We start from the raw sequence: 17,046 nt of genomic DNA, 5'->3' as shown, positions 1-17,046 counted from the left end.
ATGTGGAGATGCTGGCCCCGGGCTTATTGCTCTGAAAGTCGGCCCTTAGTACGCACAAAGGTTGGTCCGGGTGGTTCCGGTATGCGGCTGAGATCCGCACCAGGCCGACGACGGCGGAGCTCAAGTTTCAGGCTTTCCTCGCCACGCGCCATGGCCCAGTGATGGTTGGCCGAGAACGCAGGCTTCAGAAGCCAGCTCAGCTTTCGCAGGAGTGGCTTCGCTGTGCTGACCCGCCAGTCGTAGGTGATGACGACTTCCGGGCCGTCGGTTTCGAAAGTCCAGCGGCCCGTGCCGTTGAGGTCTCCCTCGGCTTTGAGCGCAAAGCCGTGCAGGGTAATGGGTTCGGTAACGGTGAGCCGCCAACGCAGGGTGTACGGGAGCCAGCCCTTGGTGTGGAGGTCGAACGAGGCGCCCACGCCGTCCGCGTTGCCTTGCGCCACGGGTGTCACCTTGAGGTACACCGAGGGCCACCACTGTTTGAGGGTGGCCGCGTTACCGAGGACATCCACCACTTCCTCTCGCGTTCCGGCCACTCTCCAGACCGTAAGGAACTCGTAGTCGGTGCTTTTGCTGGTTCGTTGCATTGACCTGGCCATTGGTGCCTCCGCTGCTAATCGTACCGAGAGGTTGGTCTTCGCGCCTTAGCTTTCCGGGAGCGCCCGGGATCTCGCTTGTGGTGAGTGCCGCGTGTGGTGGGTGCAAAGGCGATTCGAGGTGGCAGATTGAGATAGTCATTCGATGCCGACGCTAGGCTTGGCGATTGTGTATATAGGTCATTTCGCCGCAGCTGCGGTTATTCTCGCAGTGGCGCCTGAAACGCCCGCCTTACCAATCGCGGTCGCAGTTGCGTGGCCGGACATTGTTTGGCCTGCATTGGTCTTTGCTGGCAAAGAGTCGGTGAAAGTGGACCCCAACAATCCGTTGCAGTCCCGGGTCAAATTCACTTCATACCCTTACTCGCATTCGCTGGTCCTCGGTGGTGCGCTCAGCATTGTGCCTGCACTGCTGGCTGGCGTGATCTACCAGAGTGTCCTTGTGGGTGTCCTGTTCTGGGTTGGCGTCCTGTCTCACTGGCTTCTGGATGTGGTGGTCCACCTCCGGGACCTTCCAGTTCTTGGCTGGGGGCGGAGTGATCGACGTGTAGGTTTTGGTTTATGGAGCCGCCCCCGACTGGCATTCGTCCTGGAGTATGCGTTCTTTGCCGTAACTGTTCTTTTGGTGGCGCCTCCCTCGATGTTCGCCGGACTGCTCGGCGGAGGGTTGCTGCTTCATTTGTTCAATATCAACTCGTTCTTCGGCTTTACCAAGAAGAACCCAGTCGGCACGCCCCGACGCTTCGCTTTACTGGCGCTGGTGGGCTATGTCATCGCGATCATCTGGTTCACGATGTCCTGGCAGTAATTTACCGATGAGAAATGAACGGTTATATCCAGGCTGTTGGCACTGCGGCAGTTTCCTGACCGAGCACACCGCCATAGGAATCGACGGTGATGCTGGCTCCCCGGGAGGCCCGCTGCGCTGAGCTGTGGTCCTATCTCAACACTTGTGTGTTGTCTAAGCACTTATCCGTAGGGGTGCGACTCGGCAAAGGTGTCGGCGATTGCATCGTTGTGGCGGATGCAGGCCCAGATGTCCCTGAAGACACCTCCACCGGGTTCGCAGTGGAAGTGGATACTTCACAGGCAGGATCGCCTGGTTGCGCACACGAAGAAACAGCGAGAAGCCCTAAAGTCGCGGCCAGCAAAGTGGCTCTCAGAAACCGTCGCCTAGCACGCATTGAAGCTCCCAAGGATTACAGGGAAACCTATCAGGATTAGTTACCGGGAGCAGTCAATCTCCGCACGTCGCGGTCAGAGTGTTCCTGAGGTTCACATTCCCCGTGCCGGCCGGAAGGTTGTAACCGCCTGAGCTGCAGGCCGTGTTGTCCGTCATTGTCACGTACCTCACCGCGCGCTCGAAGTCGATGGCCCCTCCGGCAGTCTGGATGTCGTTGTTCCTAAAGGTGTTCCCCACGATCTGGATGTGATGGATTTGCTGCGTTCCATCGTAATAAGCGTCGTGCAGCCCGCGTGGGGAACCCCAGACGGTGTTACCCGTGAGATCAATGTTGTAAATCACGCCGGATCCGCCAGCGAGGTCGATCCCGGCGCCATGACGACCGCCGCGCACGTCGTTGTTCGCGATCCTGACGTCGTGAACGTCCTCGGCGCCGTACGTGTGGATGGCGATTCCGTCATCCCCATCGGTGCCTTTGCGTTGGTCAACGACGTTCCCAACAATGTCGCCGTTACTCGTGTTCATTGCGTGGATGCCGTCCAGTTCAACATATTTGCCGTTGGTTGTAGATTCAGTGCTGCTGTCCTTGACGCACCAGGTGGAACCGCCGACGAACGCAATTGAGTACGTCAAAGGGTTTTTCGTGTGAACACCTTGGACGAGCGAGTTCAACGAGTCGCGGACGTCAATCATGTACTCATTCAACCGGCCCGTGACGTTGCCGTTCAGAGTGTCACCTGACTGATCTGCAGTGAAGTTCGTCAGTGTTGTATTGTCGGCCCCTGCCGTCGTCACGATCGGAAAACCGCCCGCCGGACCGCTGTTGTTCATGAAGGTTGGCCCGGCCTTCAAAACGGTTGTTGGCCCGGATCCTTCGAGTTTCACATTGCTCGCCATGCGAAGTTTGCCGTTGATAACAAACGTCCCCGCAGATAGTTTCACAACGCCACCGCCGGCCGCGCCTGCCACATTGATCCTGCCTTGGATGGCGGCCGTATCGTCGATGGCGTCATCTGGAGTGGCCGTGACGGGGTAAAGGTTGGTCGCGCTGCTACCCGTGGCACCACTTAAAGTGCGGGACGACGTAACTGCAAGAGGCACGAAATTCTGAACCCATGTCGCAGTCGCGGCGGGCGCTGCCGGCGTCATTGCAATCAAGACCAGAAGTGTAGCGCTTGCAGAAGTTACGAAATGGAGCAGGCGCTGGCGCTTGCTCCGACTCCTACCTGACACCTTTGCAGCTGCCGGAGAAGACTCATCATTTGCACCACACGGCGGCGACGAGTGGAGCCCAGAGCTGTCGATGTAATAAGTCATTGATTTAGTGTCCGATCAAATTCTCGAGGCTGATGACTACGACGCGGATCGTTCACTTGTCCCGGTCGCCTTTACTTCTTTAGTGCCTGCAGCTCTGTAAACGTGACGTGAAGAACGACTTCCCAAGGGTGTCTCGGCTGGCATCTATTCAGGCGTGGGCCGTGCTTCATGCCTGGGATCCGGCCATGAGATTAGAATCCTGCCTCTACCGGTATCCGCCATTTATCGGTGGCAGGATCGTCCCTCCGGCGACTGCGGCGTCCAGCTTAGTTCGGTCCAGCTTCCAAATGACCGTCTCACCTGAAGTGGGTCCGGTAAAAATGAAAACCGGCTGAGCATTGCCCTCCAGCCAGTCCAGGAGTTCAGGAGCCGCGAAGCCGTAGCCCTCGCTCAGCGGCCTTCCCTGAGTCAGGACGTACTCGGCGCCAGCGTTCCTTAACGACTGCAACGAGGGCAAAACCTCCCAACCTTCGTGTGGCATTAGTGCGAATTCACCGGTTACCGACGTCAACCCCACCTTGGAAGATCCGGGCAGTTCGGCGTTCATCCAATCTCGTGCGCGGACAAGCCCGTCGTCCACGACTGACCTTGCCTGTATGCCCAAACCGAGACTGAGAACTGCCACGACTGCCACGGCGGCAGTTGTGATCCTGCGAAGTCGTGGTCGCCACGAAACCAACATCGCCAGAGCCACCGGCGTTGAAACCAGGGCTGCAAGAACAACGCAGTATCCAAATTGTTCTTCTGCCGCCCCAAAGAAAACTGAATAGATGCCCACGAAACCTGTGAAAAGCGAAAACAAGCCAATGACGCGCCGACTCGTCACCTGTGAGGTGACGGCCACGGCACCGGCCAGAATCGATAGCCCCAGGAGCAGATAGCTGGTGCCGAACCGGCCAGCCATGTCTATAAGCCGTTCTGTCAGGTTCACGCCCGGAACTGAATTGAAGCCGGTCATTTGAACGGCTCCCATCATTCTTAGAACGCCCACCGACTTTTGTTCGATGAACTGCGGAAGCAGGCCGTTTGCTCCGATCACGCCTAGATAGATCAAATAGGGCACGGCGGAAACGACGAGGATTCGCAGAGCTGTAAGCAGTGGAACGGTTCTACGCCAGAACGTGGCGGCCACGAGCGGGACGACAGTGAACGCAGCAGTCATGTCTTTGGTGACGATTGCCAGCCCGAAGACCAACCCGGCGCTGAGTTCAAGCCACAAGCGTGTGCGGTCCCACTTGCGGTCTATCAGGTGAAGGACGAGTAGCCATCCCGACAGTACAGCCAGGCCAGCTGGAGTCTCCATCATCAAGCGCCCGTCCATGCGGAGGACAAAGGGATCACTGGCCTGTATGACGGCAGCCACCGCAGCTGGTCCTACTCCGACCAGACGGCGCACCAACAGAAAGCAGACAACCACCGTCAATGCTCCGAGGACCGTGTTGACCCAGCGCAATTGCAAAGCCAGGTCCATGGGGTGGCCCTCAAGACCGAGCACGCGTATTACGAGCGCGTTCAGAGCGTACGAGGCCGGGGGATGAAGAAAAAAAGGGTTGCCGAGAATTGATGGCATTTTCCCATCAGCAATTTCTCTGGCCAGGTCCGCGTAGGTAACTTCGTCGATAAATACATCGTTTGCCCGCTGAATGCCGAACACCCGGAACGCCAGGGCCAGCAATCCGACAGACAACGCGATCCACCAAGGATTTCGAAGCGCCGAGGAAGACATGCTGGCCGGCTTCCGCACTCGAAAATGTGGCGGAGATGCTTCGGCTTGATCCAGCGGGTTCATGACGCTCCTCAGAGTGGTTGATGCGCTACATGCACGATTTTCAAAGGTAATGGATTTTTCTCGATTCAAACAATTGAGCTTTCGCTCGCTAGTGCTGAATGGCAAGGGTCAATTATGCATTTAGTCTCGGTTTGATTAATTCTTTAGATTTTCGCGTCACGAAATGGAAGTTAGGTTTAGCGTCCATACTTCCCGCTTCAGACAGGGCGGATCACGGCGATCTGCATCATGTTTGGGGGAGTGCGGACACCTAATGGATAGCGGTGGCCCTTCCGCGCTGGCCAAATACAAGGACGTCCTAAAGTGAATAGTCGGTACCAGCAATTTCTTCCGCCCGAGTGAACGCGAAAAGAGGGCGTCAACGGCTCCGCATCGGCATGGGGGTCATGTTGGTGTTCCTGTTGGTCATTGCCGGGCGGGTCATTGTTGTCCAAGGTTTTGACCCCACCGGACTGGCGGAGGCAGGTGACGCTTTGCGAACGCAGTCATCGGTATTGGGCGCATCCCGAGGAAAGATCGTGGATGCTTCAGGTGTCGTTCTGGCCGAGAGCATTATTCGTTACGACATCATCGGATCGCCCCGGGAAAATACAGCCAATCTCTCTTTTCCTCGACAGGCAGCAGACGGCACTATCGCCGACATTGACCGGGACACCGGCCTTCGTGATCTGGCAGAAGCCCTGGGCCGCTCCGACGAAGACATCAGGACGGCCATGAAAGGCGGCAGTCAATTTGCATACCTCGCGCGGTCCGTCTCCTCGGCAGTAGAGGCCACGATTGCCGAACTTCGGATTCCCGGAGTCAAGTCCCGTCCGGTCCAGCAGCGTACGTATCCTCTGGGCCCTGTTGGCGGCAGCATCGTTGGCTACGTCAATGATGAAGGAGGGGCCGCCGGTATCGAGCAAACGTTGAACGAGGAGCTGAAAGGCTCCGATGGGGAACGGACCTTTCAGATCGGTGCGGACGGAATCATCATTCCAACAGCCACGAACAGAATTACGCCGGCTGTGGACGGGGCGACGGTGAAGCTGACAATCGATGGTGACCTGCAGTTTTACGCGCAGCAGTCCATTGAGAAACAGGTCCAGGCTCAACGTGCGGAGTACGGCAACATCGTGGTGGTCGAGTCAAAGACAGGCAAGATCCGTGCCATGGCGGAAACCGGCACGGTCGATCCCAATGTTCCCGGGGCGACGCCACCTGGCGACCGGGGTGCAAGGTCAGTCACGGCGGCGATCGAACCAGGATCAACAGAAAAGGCAATCACCGCAGCGGCCGCCATCCAGGAAGGAAAGATTGAGCCGTTGTCCCAGCTCCTTGTCCCGCCGACGTATACCGTGAATGGCCAGACCTTCCAGGATTCTTTCGTGCACGAAACGCAGCAGCGCACGTTCGCTGGCATCATCGGCGATTCCATGAACACTGGGACTGTCATGGTTGGCGAGAAGCTGTCGCGCGAGCAGCGGTATGACTACCTGCGGAAATTCGGTATTGGCGAGAAATCAGGCATACCACTGCCTGGCGAATCACCTGGTCTGCTGGCTCAACCCGATACGTGGGATTCCCGCCAGGAGTTCTCCGTTCTCTTTGGGCAGGGGGTTGCGCAGACGCCGCTGCAGACGACAATGGCGTTCCAGGCGATCGCCAACGACGGAGTGAGGCTACAACCCCGGCTCGTCGAATCCATCATCGATCAGGCAGGCATCGAGCATGCTGAGACACCTGCGTCGGGAACCGAAGTCATCAGTAAGGACACCGCCCACCAGGTGCGGGACATTCTTGAAAGTGTTGTCACCGCTGGCGGCGCCAGGGACGTGAAGGTTCCTGGCTAACGCGTCGGAGGCAAGACAGGAACAGCCGAAGCGGTTGCCGAGACCGGGGCCGGCTTTAACGGCTTCACGGCATCATTTGTGGGAATGGCGCCCATGGACGACCCGCAATACGTTGTGATGGTCAATGTTCAGCGCCCGAAGGGAAATATCTACGGTATTAGTGAAGCTGGCGTATTCAACGACGTCATGGCCAGGGTCCTGGCGAAATATCAAGTGCCTCCCTCGACAACGCCGTCCGTGAGCCTGGCACAGAAATACTAGACCCAGCCGGCAAAACCAGCCGGGGGAGCGACGTGGCTGCTGATATAGAAGAAGCCCGCCGAACCACGCGCCCAGTCCGACCAAAGCAAAAGGCCCCGCATCCCTCATAAACAAAGGGAAGCAGGGCCTTTCAACGTGGCGGTGACGGTGGGATTTGAACCCACGTTGGCTTTTACACCAAACAACATTTCGAGTGTTGCACCTTCGGCCGCTCGGACACGTCACCAACTGAAATAGGGTATCGGAGTTGGGGCCCGTTCCCCAAAACGAGCCGCAAACGAGCCGCAAACGAGCCGCAAGCGAGCCAACCACCAACCACCCGGGAAACGCCGACAACCCACGCCAACTTCCGCCCGCACCGGCCCAGCGATAGATTCATAAGCATCATGACTATCTCGCACGAACAAGAACACGAGGCCCAGGCCTATTGGGTCACTGAGTCGGGACACGGTGAGTTGCGCCCGGAGGCCATACCAACGCCGGGCCCCAAAGAAGCCCTCGTCAGGACCCTTTACTCGGGCGTCAGCCGCGGCACGGAGCGTGTTGTGCATGAGGGGCGGGTCCCGGAGCGCGTGGCGGATCTGATGCATGCGCCGCATCAAGAAGGCGACTTCCCCGGCCCGGTCAAGTACGGCTACCTGTCCGTGGGCGTCGTAGAACAAGGCCCGGACAACTGGCTCGGCAAAACGGTTTTCAGTCTGCACCCGCACCAGGATTTCTATGTCGTCCCGACGAATCAGCTCACAGCCATACCGGCCGACGTGCCTGCGCGCCGGGCCGTACTCACGGGCATCGTGGAGGTGGCCATCAATGCCCTCTGGGAAGCCGGGCCCAGGCTGGGAGACCGTGTCGCCGTCGTCGGGGGTGGCTTGGTGGGCGGCGTTCTGGCGACCATACTCCGAAAGTATCCGCTCGGCCGGCTGCAACTCGTGGACGCAGATACGGACAAGAGAGATCTCGCCGAAAAACTCAACATCAACTTCGCGCTCCCGGACGAAGCAGAGAACGATTGCGACATCGTTTTCCACTGCTCCGCCGCCAACGAGGGACTCAAACTGAGCCTTCAACTTGCTGGCGACGATTCCGACGTGATCGAGCTTTCATGGTTCGCTGACAAGGAAGTCACTCTGCCGCTGGGCGAGGATTTCCACGCGCGCAGGCTGACGATCCGCTCCAGCCAAGTGGGCGTGGTGGCGCTGCCGAGGAGACACAGAAGAACCAACGCCCAGCGCCTCGAACTCGCCGCGAACCAATTAAGAGACCCGGTGTTCGACACGTTCCTGAGCAGCGAATGCCAATTTCAGAATCTGCCCACCAGCCTCGTTAAGTTGTTTGAAAAGCCTGGCGGCTTTTGCCATGTGGTCGCCTATCCAAAGCCGGAGGAGTAAGACATGTTCAGCCTGACCGTCCGACGCCATTTCATGATCGCCCACAGCCTTCCCCGCGAAGCCTTCGGCCCAGCGCAGGGCCTCCACGGTGCCACGTTCGTCGCCGAAGTGACCTTCCGCCGCACCGAGCTCAACGAGGACGCAATCGTCCTGGATATTGGCGCGGCAGGCGGCATTCTTGAGGAAATTCTTGAAGACCTGAACTACAAGAACCTCGACGAACACCCTGCGTTCAAGGGCAAGTTGTCCACCACGGAGGCGTTGGCGAAGCACATCGCCGACGCCGTTGCCACCCGGATCCAGAACACAGAGGATGGGCCGGCCCTCAGCGGTATCGACGTCGTCCTTCGCGAGAATCCGGACGCGTGGGCAGGATATTCACTGGAGCTCCCGGTCAAGTAAGTGCACATCCGCTTCCTGGTGCCGGGAAACGTCCGGCATGGTTCCGGCGGGAACAAGTACAACGCCAAACTCGCCGAGCACCTGATGGCCCTGGGCGTCGGGGTCGAGACAGTCATCGTCGACGGCGATTGGCCGGTTGGGAGCGCGGCAGACCGGCGCCGGTTCGCGGAAGTGCTCGACGGCGGCGCTACAGTGATTGCCGACGGTTTGGTTGCGAGCGGGGCCCCGGAAGAGGTGGCGGGCGCGGTGAGTGCAGGAACCAAGGTGTGGGTACTCTCTCATATGGCGCTGGCCGATCACGCGGATCTTGAAGCCCGGGCTCTGGCTGCAGCCTCAGGCGTTGTCTGCCCCAGCGCCCACGCCGTCGCGGAACTGGAAAACAGGCATGGCCTCAAAAACGTGGTGATCGCCCATCCCGGTGTTGAAGCGGCTGAAATTGCCAAGGGCTCGGAACCCCCGCACATCATCGCCCTCGCCGCGCTGCTGCCCAATAAGAGCCAATCAGAACTGGTGGAAGCCCTCGCCACACTGAAGGACCTTCCGTGGGCCGCGGCCCTGATCGGCACGGAACACGCTGACCCGGCGTACGCGACGAAGGTGAGGGCCGCCGTCGAACGTCATGGCCTCCAAAACCGCATCATCATCACCGGCGAGTTGACCGGAGAATTGTTGGAGGATCAGTGGCGCAAAGCCGATCTCAGCATCCTCATTTCGAAGTCCGAGGCGTTCGGCCTGGTGGTGACGGAGTCATTGGCCCATGGCGTACCGGTTCTTGTCCGGCAGGGGACCGGTGCCGTGGAAGCGCTCGGAAGCGCAGGAGCGGGGACGGCGCTTGACCTAACACAGCCCAACAACCTTGCCAGCACCATCCGGAGATGGCTTAGCGACCACGAACTCCAGCAGACCTGGCGCACTGCCGCAATCCAGGCCCGGGCCAACCTTCCCGGGTGGGACACCACAGCAGCAAAGGTTCTGAAAGCCCTCGGAACCGGCGAGGGTGCAGAATAGGGCCATGACGCCCAAAGTCCAGACCATTCCGGCCGCAGCAACCCTCACCGCGGAGCACCTCCGGGCCTGGGCCTGGCACAAACAGGGCCTCGACGGGTCGCTCGCAGGAAAGACATCCGAGGAAGTCCTCGATCACGCCGGATGGGCACGCTCGGTGGGCGGCGCCAATCCGTACCTCACCCTGTTTGCGAGGGCGGGAATCAGTCGGGAACAGGCCGACCGCGATGTCAAAGAACTCAACATCCACGAACTCCCCACTGCCCGCGGCTGCACGTACGTACTGGGCCGGGCCGACTTCGCCTGGGGCCTGCAGATCGGCCGCGACGCCGCCGTTGCACCCTTCAAGGTATTGGCGCGACTCGGCGTGGAGCGCAGCGAGATCACCCTTCTAGAGGACCAAGTGGAGCACGCCCTGCAGGAGTCCAGCGATCCCCTGGATCCCAGGCAGCTCAAGGACCAACTGGGCGATTCTGTCCGGAGCCTCGGGGAGGAAGGCAAGAAGAAGGGTGCAGCCACCACGCTGCCCACGGCCCTGGGCCTGCTTCAGGCCGACGGCCGCATCCGCCGGGTCCCCATCAACGGCCGCCTCGACCAGCAGCGTTATGCCTACACCAAGTGGGGCCTTGGGCCCAGCAAAATCGACGACGACGGCGCTCGCCGCCTCCTGCTCGAACGGTACTTGCGCTGGACAGGCGGAGCGACTCTCAAGCAGAGCCAGTGGTTCACTGCGTTCACCGTAGCCCAGACCAAAGCGGCGCTCGCCGGCGTCGGGGCCGTGGAAGTGGCCACCGCGAACGGTGACGTGCTGTGGATGCTGCCGGACGACGTCGAACGCTTGGCCGACTTCCAAGAACCCGGCGACGAGCAGATCCAGTTGCTTGCAGGCACCGACTCACTGGTCCTCCACAGGCGGAATTCGGCTGAGATGTTCGCAGAGGAGGACAAAGGAAAGAAGGTCCTGGACACCACCCTTGCGCTTCAGGCCGACCTCCCGGATCACCCGATTCTGGACCGGGGCCGGATCATCGGCCTGTGGCAGTATGATCCCGGCAACGAACGCATCGCGGCGTGGACGTTCGCCAAGCCCACTGCCGCAGTCAGCAAGCGCATCGCCGAAATAGAAGCATGGATCCGCGATGAACTCGGCGACTTCAGGTCGTTCAGCCTGGACTCACCGGCGTCCCGGCAGCTACGGATCGACGCCCTCAACGAGGCCGCTGGTCTGTAACGCACTCAGCCCGAAAGGCATTCAGCCCGAACCATACGGCCGGGTGATTGCTTCAAGGAAGTGCCCGTCCGGGTCGCTGAAGTAGATCCCGCGGCCGCCGTCGTTGTGGTTGATTTGTTGCGCACGGGAACGTGCGGGATCGGCCCAATAGGGAATGTGTTCGGCCGTGATCCGCAAAAAGATCGCATCGAACTCCTCTTCGCTGACCAGGAAGGCGTAGTGCTGGGGCGCGATGGTTCCTGTGGCATCGAGGAAATCCAGGGTGACGCCGTTTTCCAAGGAAACAGTGACGAAGGACCACATGAGCTGTGGTGCGGGAAGCCCAAGGATGCGGGCCAGAAACGCAGCCGACGCGTGCTTGTCCGTGGCGTAGACGATGGTGTGGTTGAAAGCGATTGTCATGATTGGCTCCTTACATAGAGCTCAGGCGGGTGAGCGGTGCTCCGCTGCCGGCACACGATGTGTAGCGAAGAAGTCCCGGAGGAGCGTTGCGCATTCTTCCTCGCGCACTCCTGCATACACCTCCACCCAGTGGTTGAGCCGGCGCTCGCGGAGGATATCGAACACCGAACCTGCGGCCCCGGCTTTCTCATCCCACGCGCCAAACACGACGCGGGGAATCCGTGCCAGGACGATCGCCCCGGCGCACATGGCACACGGTTCAAGGGTTACCACCAAGGTGCAGTCCTCGAGCCGCCACCCGTCGCCGCCTTCGCCCAATTCGAGGGCATGGCGTTGCAGGGCAGCCGCGGCCTCGCGGATGGCGACGATCTCTGCGTGGGCGGTCGGGTCCCCGTGTGCTTCCCGTTCGTTGCGCCCTGAACCCAGCACACCGCCGTCGGGTCCTAGAACGACCGCGCCGATCGGCACGTCGTCCGTTTCCATCGCCAATCGGGCCTCGTCCAGGGCGAGGCCCATCCAAGCCATGTGTTCAGCGTGATACGGCTCCGTGGCGCTCATGTCTCAATGATAGTTTTGGACGATGCGCACACTCGTCGTGGACCACCCGCTGGTCGCTCACAAGCTCACCGTACTGCGGGATAAGAACACCCCTTCACCGGTCTTCCGGCAGCTCACTGAAGAACTCGTCACCCTCCTGGCCTACGAGGCCACCCGCGAGGTCAAGACACAGCCAGTGGAGATCGAGACTCCTGTCACAAAGACCATCGGCACGGCGTTCACCAAGCCGACGCCCTTGGTGGTTCCCATCCTGCGCGCTGGGCTGGGAATGCTTGAGGGCATGACCAAACTGGTCCCCACCGCTGAGGTCGGCTTCCTGGGCATGGCCCGCGACGAAGAGACACTGGACATCATCACCTACGCCGAGCGCCTTCCCGAGGACCTCACCGGACGTCAGATCTTCGTGCTGGACCCCATGCTTGCCACCGGCGGCACCTTGCGCGAAGCCATCAAATTCCTCTTCAAACGCGGCGCCTCCGACGTTACGTGCATCTGCCTGCTGGCTGCTCCGGAAGGCCTCGCCAAGTTGGAGGAGGAACTGCAGGACGCCAATGTGACGGTAGTCCTCGCTTCGATTGACGAGAAGCTGAACGACAGGTCATATATCGTTCCAGGCTTGGGCGACGCCGGCGACCGCCTCTACGGCGTGGCCGGCTAATCCGTACGCCTCTACCGCTTTCCTGCGCGCCCCGTTAGCCTGTGGCGCATGGACTGGAAACTTGAACTGGTGTTTGTCCCTGTGTCCGACGTGGATCGCGCGAAGGATTTCTACGTCAACAAAGTTGGTTTCAATGCCGATTTCGATGAGCGTCCCATGGACGGCATCCGCTTTGTGCAGTTGACGCCGCCGGGATCGGCTTGTTCCATCGCGATCGGGGAGGGCCTCAGCGATGCTCCTCCCGGGACAGCGCCATCCCTTCAAATAGTGGTGAGCGACATCAATAAAGCCCACGAACAGCTCAAGGCCAATGGCGTCGAGGTCAGTGATATCGACGTTCAGGACTGGGGACACTTCGTCCATTTTGCGGACCCCGACGGCAATAAGTGGGCTGTGCAGTACATTCCGCACCGGCCCAACGGCTAAGTCACAGTTAGCCGCAACCCCTGCATGGTGCGGCAGGATGGATGCATGAGCCATCCTGCCGAGCCAACCTCGCCTTCCGCACACGCCGAGCGATCCTCTACCCTGACGGTTCGTGCTGTCCTGTTCGACATGGACGGAACACTGGTTGATTCCACGGCGATCGTCGAGCAAGTATGGCTGGAGTTCGCCGAACGATACGGCCTCGACTACAACGAAATCCTGCGGACGTCACACGGGGTGCAAGCGGGCGATACTGTGCGCCGTTATGCTCCGGCAGGAGCTGATCTTGAAGCTTTGACGGCCGAGCTGGGCGAGATGGAACGCACCAGGACCGACGGCGTGATTGCCCTTCCTGGCGCAGAAGCCCTGCTTGCATCATTGCCGGACGACGCCATCGCGCTTGTCACGTCCGCGGACCGCATCCTTGCCGACATCCGGATGAAGGCTGCCGGACTTTCCATGCCATCGACTACCGTCACCGCCGAAGGCGTTACGCGGGGCAAGCCGCACCCGGAGGGGTATCTCAAAGCCGCAGCGTTGCTGGGCGCGGAACCGGCCGACGTCGTGGTTTTTGAGGACGCTCCGGCAGGTATCGCCGCAGCCCGCGCCGCCGGGATGCGAACCGTGGTGGTGGGCGACGCCGGAGGCGAGCTTGAGCCGGGCATGTGGCGGATCCCGGACTACTCAGCCGTGATGGTCACAGCAGTGAAAGACGACGACGGCGGTCACCTCATCACCTTCACGCTCTAGCACTGTTCGCCTTCGCTGTTCCAGCCGGTGAACCGGGAGTAGGCTGTGCGCATGTCTGCGTTGCCGGAGGCGTACGGTGCTGCACTGGAGCGGGCCATGGCGCACGCTACGGAGTGGCTTGCGTCAGTGCCCAGCCGTTCAGTCCGGCCCACGTCCGACGCCGACCAAGTTGCCGCGAGCCTTCTTTCGAGCCTTCCCGACGAAGCAACGGACGCGGCTGACGTAGTAGACGAGCTCGCCGCATTGGCGGAGCCCGGGTTGATGGCCATCCAGTCCGGACGCTTCTACGGCTGGGTCATGGGCGGGACGTTGCCCGCTGCCATGGCCGCAGACTGGCTTGTTTCGGCATGGGACCAAAACGCCGGACTCAGATTTGCAACTCCCGCTGCCGCTGCCATCGAAGAATCCGCAGCAGCTTGGCTCCTGGAACTATTGGATCTTCCGCGAGGGTCCGACGTCGGATTCACCACTGGCGCTACCACGGCCAACTTCGCGGGCCTGGCCGCCGGGCGCCAATACCTGATGGACGAGGCAGGATGGGACCTGGCGGACCTGGGCCTGACCGGCGCGCCGCTCATCACAACGTTTGCCGGCCGGGAACGGCACGCCGCCGTGGATCTCGCCCTGCGGTATCTGGGGCTGGGAGCGTGCGTGCCCGTGGACACGGACGATCAAGGCAGGATCCTGCCGGAAGCCCTTGCCGACGCCATGGACCAGCAACCCGGGCCTTCCCTCGTGTGCCTGCAGGCCGGCAACCTGCATTCCGGTGCGTTCGATCCGATGTCCGAAGCCATCGCGGTAGCCCATGACCGGGAGGCCTGGGTGCATGTGGATGGCGCCTTTGGGCTGTGGGCGGCAGTCAGCCCAAATCTGCGCGGGCGGCTGGCCGGAGTAGAGGCAGCCGATTCGTGGGCCACCGATGCCCACAAAACATTGAACGTTCCCTACGACTGCGGCTTGGCCATCGTCTCCCGGCCGGAAGCCCTTAGACGCGCCTTCAGCGTTCACACGAGTTACCTCATTGCAACGGAGACCGGACTGGGCGATCCGTTCGACAAAGTTCCGGAACTGTCCCGTAGGGCCCGCGGCATCCCGGTGTGGGCAGCGCTGCGACAGTTGGGCCGGTCCGGAGTCATAGCCATGGTGGACAGGCTTGCAGCAAACGCCCGCGCGCTGGCGGAGGGCCTCGCGGAGATCCCGGGTGTGGAAATTCTGAATGACGTCGTTTTCACGCAAGTGTCGGTCGCCTTCGGCAGTGACGACCGCACACACCGCATCACCCAGCGGCTCATGGCGGAAGGGATTGTATGGATGTCGGGTTCCTCATGGCGAGGACGTGACATCCTCCGGATTTCGGTAAGCAATTGGTCCACGGACGCAGGTGACGTCGCTGCCTCCATCGCAGCCGTTCGAGGTGCGGCAGAGGCCGAACCGGAAGCATAGGCCGAACCGGAAGTATAGGCACAGTCCAGTTACCGGGCCGAGCGCGCCTTTTCCAAATATGCCATCAGCCCGGCCAACTGCTCAGCGCTCCAAGGCAGGCCGGCGCTAATGGCTTGGGTGTTTTCCTGCCAAGCCGCACGCGCTGCGGCCTTGGTGTCCTCACTGGAGTGGAACATGGAACCTATGCCGTCCCATGAGCGCACCCATTCCTGGACGGAGGGGTCCGTAACGGGCGTGTTGGCTTCGACGTGTGCCAGTCCTTCTTCCACAAGGGCAGCCCACTGCTGCTTGGCGGCTTCGACTTTTTCTGCGCCGAGTTCTTCCCGCTTGTCCGCGAGCTGCAGGCGTTGTTCGGCAGTGAAGTTGTTTTCGAGCACGGTAATCATCTCCAACGTTGACATGAATTGTTCAGGGGTGGGCATGGCGTGTCCGTCCATGCGTGACAACAGCTCGCCCAAACGGTTTTGGAGCGCTTGGAGTTGCTGGGCATGCTCCTGCACATGGACCAGCTGCTGTTGGAGGAGGTCTCGAAGGGACTCCAGATCATCCTCGGGCGTTTGCAGCGCCTTGCCGATGGCAGCGAGCGGAAGCCCCAGCATCTGAAGCGATCTGATCCGGTATAGGCGGCGCAGGTCGCTCTCCGAATACCGGCGATGACCAGATGATGTCCTTTGGCTTGCGGACAGCAGCCCGATCTCGTCGTAGTGGTGGAGCGTCCGCACGCTGACGCCACATGCTGTGGCCAGTTCACCGATGCTCCACGGTCCGGTTCCTGTTGTTCCCGTCATGGGCACAACGCTAAGTCCTGACGTTACGTGAGGTGCAAGCCGTCGCCACCTGAAACGCGAAAACCGCCCCGTTCCCGCTGTCAGCTGCAGTAATCACTGCTGCGAACGGCGGAAAACGGGGCGGTAATCAGGCCCTGCACGTTTGAGCCCGCTGGGGTGGGCTCAAACCTGCTTATTGAGTTGGCTTAGTACCAGTTGTTGGCCAAGTGGAAGGCGAGGGCGGCCGAGGGGGAGCCGTAGCGTTCCTTGATGTAGTTCAGGCCCCACTTGATCTGGGTTTGGTAGTTGGTCTCCCAGTCGGCGCCGGCAGTTGCCATCTTGGAAGCTGGCAGAGACTGCACGATTCCGTAGGCGCCACTGGACGCGTTGGTCGCGGTGGTCCGCCAGTTGGATTCCTTCTCCCACAGTGTGTTCAGGGCAGTCATTTCACCCGGACCCCAGCCGTAGCTGGCGAGGATGCTGGCGGCGTAAGCTTTGGCAGCAGCGGGATCGTCCACGGCCTTGGGAACAGCTGCTGCGGCTGCGGCTGCAGCAGCGGCGGCATCGGCAGCCTGCTTGGCGGCTGCATCAGCGGCAGCCTTTTCGGCGGCGGCTTGTGCGGCTGCTGCCTGGTCGGCGGCGGCTTTTTCGGCCGCAGCCTTCTCAGCGGCAGCCTTCTCGGCAGCGGCCTGTGCAGCTGCTGCTGCCTGATCTGCAGCGGCCCTATCGCCGGCGCCCTTCTTGGCAGCAGCATCCAGGGACGCAGAGATTTCCGCTGATTTGTTGCTGACCTGGGCCGTGGCTTGCGTCTCGGATGCCTGGCTCGTTTCCGGGAGGTTGAATGCGGCGTTTGCGGCCTGGCCAAGCGATGCGACGCCCAATGCTGCGGCAACGACTCCTGCAACAACGGACATGCGCTGACCGGTCTTGCCGCGGCGGGCAGCGGTCTTCAGAACAGACTGCGATTTGGTCAGGGGAGCGTTGTGTTCGTCACGGTGACGCGCGGAAGGGCGCGTCTGATCGTTGAATTCAGACATGTGT

Annotated in this window: 16 protein-coding genes, 1 tRNA gene and 1 pseudogene; 10 read left to right on the top strand and 8 right to left on the bottom strand. The window is 60.9% G+C overall.

Annotated elements, in window-relative coordinates; all coding sequences use genetic code 11:
• Positions 1–23 precede the first annotated feature (23 nt).
• Positions 24–584: an SRPBCC family protein gene (locus AC1DD5_RS16320; RefSeq protein WP_477522121.1), complete on the bottom strand. Its 561-nt coding sequence runs from the start codon at positions 582–584 to the stop codon at positions 24–26.
• A gap of 154 nt (positions 585–738) precedes the next feature.
• On the opposite strand from AC1DD5_RS16320, the gene AC1DD5_RS16315 reads away from it, so the two are divergent.
• Positions 739–1,401 carry a hypothetical protein gene (locus AC1DD5_RS16315; protein WP_477522120.1) on the top strand — a complete coding sequence of 221 codons (663 nt, stop codon included), beginning with the start codon at positions 739–741 and terminating at the stop codon, positions 1,399–1,401.
• Positions 1,402–1,830: 429 nt separating this feature from the next.
• Here the strand turns inward: AC1DD5_RS16315 and AC1DD5_RS16310 are convergent, their stop codons facing one another.
• Both AC1DD5_RS16310 and AC1DD5_RS16305 read right to left on the bottom strand, forming a co-directional pair.
• Complete coding sequence (locus AC1DD5_RS16310) at positions 1,831–2,925, bottom strand: glycosyl hydrolase family 28-related protein (RefSeq protein WP_477522145.1); 1,095 nt, start codon at positions 2,923–2,925, stop codon at positions 1,831–1,833.
• A gap of 373 nt (positions 2,926–3,298) precedes the next feature.
• Complete coding sequence (locus AC1DD5_RS16305) at positions 3,299–4,882, bottom strand: ArnT family glycosyltransferase (RefSeq protein WP_477522119.1); 1,584 nt, start codon at positions 4,880–4,882, stop codon at positions 3,299–3,301.
• A gap of 377 nt (positions 4,883–5,259) precedes the next feature.
• Here AC1DD5_RS16305 and AC1DD5_RS16300 point away from each other — a divergent pair.
• A pseudogene (locus AC1DD5_RS16300) lies at positions 5,260–6,975 on the top strand (peptidoglycan D,D-transpeptidase FtsI family protein).
• Positions 6,976–7,111: 136 nt separating this feature from the next.
• Here the strand turns inward: AC1DD5_RS16300 and AC1DD5_RS16295 are convergent.
• Positions 7,112–7,201: transfer RNA gene (locus AC1DD5_RS16295), tRNA-Ser, on the bottom strand.
• A gap of 160 nt (positions 7,202–7,361) precedes the next feature.
• Between AC1DD5_RS16295 and AC1DD5_RS16290 the strand changes: the two genes are divergently transcribed.
• Genes AC1DD5_RS16290 through AC1DD5_RS16275 form a run of 4 tightly spaced genes read left to right on the top strand, consistent with a single transcriptional unit; the run spans position 7,362 to position 11,001 of the window.
• Positions 7,362–8,363, top strand: a complete 1,002-nt coding sequence (locus tag AC1DD5_RS16290) for a zinc-dependent alcohol dehydrogenase (protein WP_477522118.1) — start codon at positions 7,362–7,364, stop codon at positions 8,361–8,363.
• A 3-nt stretch (positions 8,364–8,366) separates the two neighbouring features.
• Positions 8,367–8,765: a 6-pyruvoyl trahydropterin synthase family protein gene (locus AC1DD5_RS16285; protein ID WP_442004708.1), complete on the top strand. Its 399-nt coding sequence runs from the start codon at positions 8,367–8,369 to the stop codon at positions 8,763–8,765.
• On the top strand, positions 8,766–9,773 hold the full coding sequence (locus AC1DD5_RS16280) for a glycosyltransferase family 4 protein (RefSeq protein WP_442017374.1): 1,008 nt from the start codon (positions 8,766–8,768) through the stop codon (positions 9,771–9,773).
• Between the two features lie 4 nt (positions 9,774–9,777).
• Positions 9,778–11,001: a DNA glycosylase AlkZ-like family protein gene (locus tag AC1DD5_RS16275; RefSeq protein WP_442017373.1), complete on the top strand. Its 1,224-nt coding sequence runs from the start codon at positions 9,778–9,780 to the stop codon at positions 10,999–11,001.
• Positions 11,002–11,022: 21 nt separating this feature from the next.
• Here the strand turns inward: AC1DD5_RS16275 and AC1DD5_RS16270 are convergent, their stop codons facing one another.
• On the bottom strand, positions 11,023–11,403 hold the full coding sequence (locus AC1DD5_RS16270; protein ID WP_442004711.1) for a VOC family protein: 381 nt from the start codon (positions 11,401–11,403) through the stop codon (positions 11,023–11,025).
• A 21-nt stretch (positions 11,404–11,424) separates the two neighbouring features.
• On the bottom strand, positions 11,425–11,961 hold the full coding sequence (gene tadA / locus AC1DD5_RS16265) for a tRNA adenosine(34) deaminase TadA (protein ID WP_442004712.1): 537 nt from the start codon (positions 11,959–11,961) through the stop codon (positions 11,425–11,427).
• Between the two features lie 22 nt (positions 11,962–11,983).
• Between tadA and upp the strand changes: the two genes are divergently transcribed.
• The 4 genes from upp to AC1DD5_RS16245 are packed head-to-tail and all read left to right on the top strand — an operon-like array spanning position 11,984 to position 15,238.
• Positions 11,984–12,619: a uracil phosphoribosyltransferase gene (gene upp, locus AC1DD5_RS16260; protein ID WP_442004713.1), complete on the top strand. Its 636-nt coding sequence runs from the start codon at positions 11,984–11,986 to the stop codon at positions 12,617–12,619.
• A 48-nt stretch (positions 12,620–12,667) separates the two neighbouring features.
• On the top strand, positions 12,668–13,045 hold the full coding sequence (locus AC1DD5_RS16255; RefSeq protein WP_431118300.1) for a VOC family protein: 378 nt from the start codon (positions 12,668–12,670) through the stop codon (positions 13,043–13,045).
• A 45-nt stretch (positions 13,046–13,090) separates the two neighbouring features.
• Complete coding sequence (locus AC1DD5_RS16250; protein ID WP_442017372.1) at positions 13,091–13,795, top strand: HAD-IA family hydrolase; 705 nt, start codon at positions 13,091–13,093, stop codon at positions 13,793–13,795.
• Between the two features lie 51 nt (positions 13,796–13,846).
• Positions 13,847–15,238: a pyridoxal phosphate-dependent decarboxylase family protein gene (locus AC1DD5_RS16245; RefSeq protein WP_477522117.1), complete on the top strand. Its 1,392-nt coding sequence runs from the start codon at positions 13,847–13,849 to the stop codon at positions 15,236–15,238.
• A 29-nt stretch (positions 15,239–15,267) separates the two neighbouring features.
• Here the strand turns inward: AC1DD5_RS16245 and AC1DD5_RS16240 are convergent, their stop codons facing one another.
• Both AC1DD5_RS16240 and AC1DD5_RS16235 read right to left on the bottom strand, forming a co-directional pair.
• Positions 15,268–16,026, bottom strand: a complete 759-nt coding sequence (locus tag AC1DD5_RS16240) for a MerR family transcriptional regulator (RefSeq protein WP_477522116.1) — start codon at positions 16,024–16,026, stop codon at positions 15,268–15,270.
• A 185-nt stretch (positions 16,027–16,211) separates the two neighbouring features.
• Complete coding sequence (locus AC1DD5_RS16235) at positions 16,212–17,042, bottom strand: aggregation-promoting factor C-terminal-like domain-containing protein (protein ID WP_442017369.1); 831 nt, start codon at positions 17,040–17,042, stop codon at positions 16,212–16,214.
• Between the last annotated feature and the right edge of the window lie 4 nt (positions 17,043–17,046).

Source organism: Paenarthrobacter sp. 10L420 (assembly GCF_056395385.1).
Note: the sequence above shows the minus strand (reverse complement) of the source record. Positions and strands in the feature narration are given on the sequence as shown.

What these genes read in the sequence shown, in the direction of transcription:
- AC1DD5_RS16320 (WP_477522121.1), bottom strand. Translation starts at nt 584, where the DNA reads ATGCAACGAACCAGCAAAAGCACCGACTACGAGTTCCTTACGGTCTGG.
- AC1DD5_RS16315 (WP_477522120.1), top strand. Translation starts at nt 739, where the DNA reads ATGCCGACGCTAGGCTTGGCGATTGTGTATATAGGTCATTTCGCCGCA.
- AC1DD5_RS16310 (WP_477522145.1), bottom strand. Translation starts at nt 2,925, where the DNA reads ATGACGCCGGCAGCGCCCGCCGCGACTGCGACATGGGTTCAGAATTTC.
- AC1DD5_RS16305 (WP_477522119.1), bottom strand. Translation starts at nt 4,882, where the DNA reads ATGAACCCGCTGGATCAAGCCGAAGCATCTCCGCCACATTTTCGAGTG.
- AC1DD5_RS16290 (WP_477522118.1), top strand. Translation starts at nt 7,362, where the DNA reads ATGACTATCTCGCACGAACAAGAACACGAGGCCCAGGCCTATTGGGTC.
- AC1DD5_RS16285 (WP_442004708.1), top strand. Translation starts at nt 8,367, where the DNA reads ATGTTCAGCCTGACCGTCCGACGCCATTTCATGATCGCCCACAGCCTT.
- AC1DD5_RS16275 (WP_442017373.1), top strand. Translation starts at nt 9,778, where the DNA reads ATGACGCCCAAAGTCCAGACCATTCCGGCCGCAGCAACCCTCACCGCG.
- AC1DD5_RS16270 (WP_442004711.1), bottom strand. Translation starts at nt 11,403, where the DNA reads ATGACAATCGCTTTCAACCACACCATCGTCTACGCCACGGACAAGCAC.
- tadA (WP_442004712.1), bottom strand. Translation starts at nt 11,961, where the DNA reads ATGAGCGCCACGGAGCCGTATCACGCTGAACACATGGCTTGGATGGGC.
- upp (WP_442004713.1), top strand. Translation starts at nt 11,984, where the DNA reads ATGCGCACACTCGTCGTGGACCACCCGCTGGTCGCTCACAAGCTCACC.
- AC1DD5_RS16255 (WP_431118300.1), top strand. Translation starts at nt 12,668, where the DNA reads ATGGACTGGAAACTTGAACTGGTGTTTGTCCCTGTGTCCGACGTGGAT.
- AC1DD5_RS16250 (WP_442017372.1), top strand. Translation starts at nt 13,091, where the DNA reads ATGAGCCATCCTGCCGAGCCAACCTCGCCTTCCGCACACGCCGAGCGA.
- AC1DD5_RS16245 (WP_477522117.1), top strand. Translation starts at nt 13,847, where the DNA reads ATGTCTGCGTTGCCGGAGGCGTACGGTGCTGCACTGGAGCGGGCCATG.
- AC1DD5_RS16240 (WP_477522116.1), bottom strand. Translation starts at nt 16,026, where the DNA reads ATGACGGGAACAACAGGAACCGGACCGTGGAGCATCGGTGAACTGGCC.
- AC1DD5_RS16235 (WP_442017369.1), bottom strand. Translation starts at nt 17,042, where the DNA reads ATGTCTGAATTCAACGATCAGACGCGCCCTTCCGCGCGTCACCGTGAC.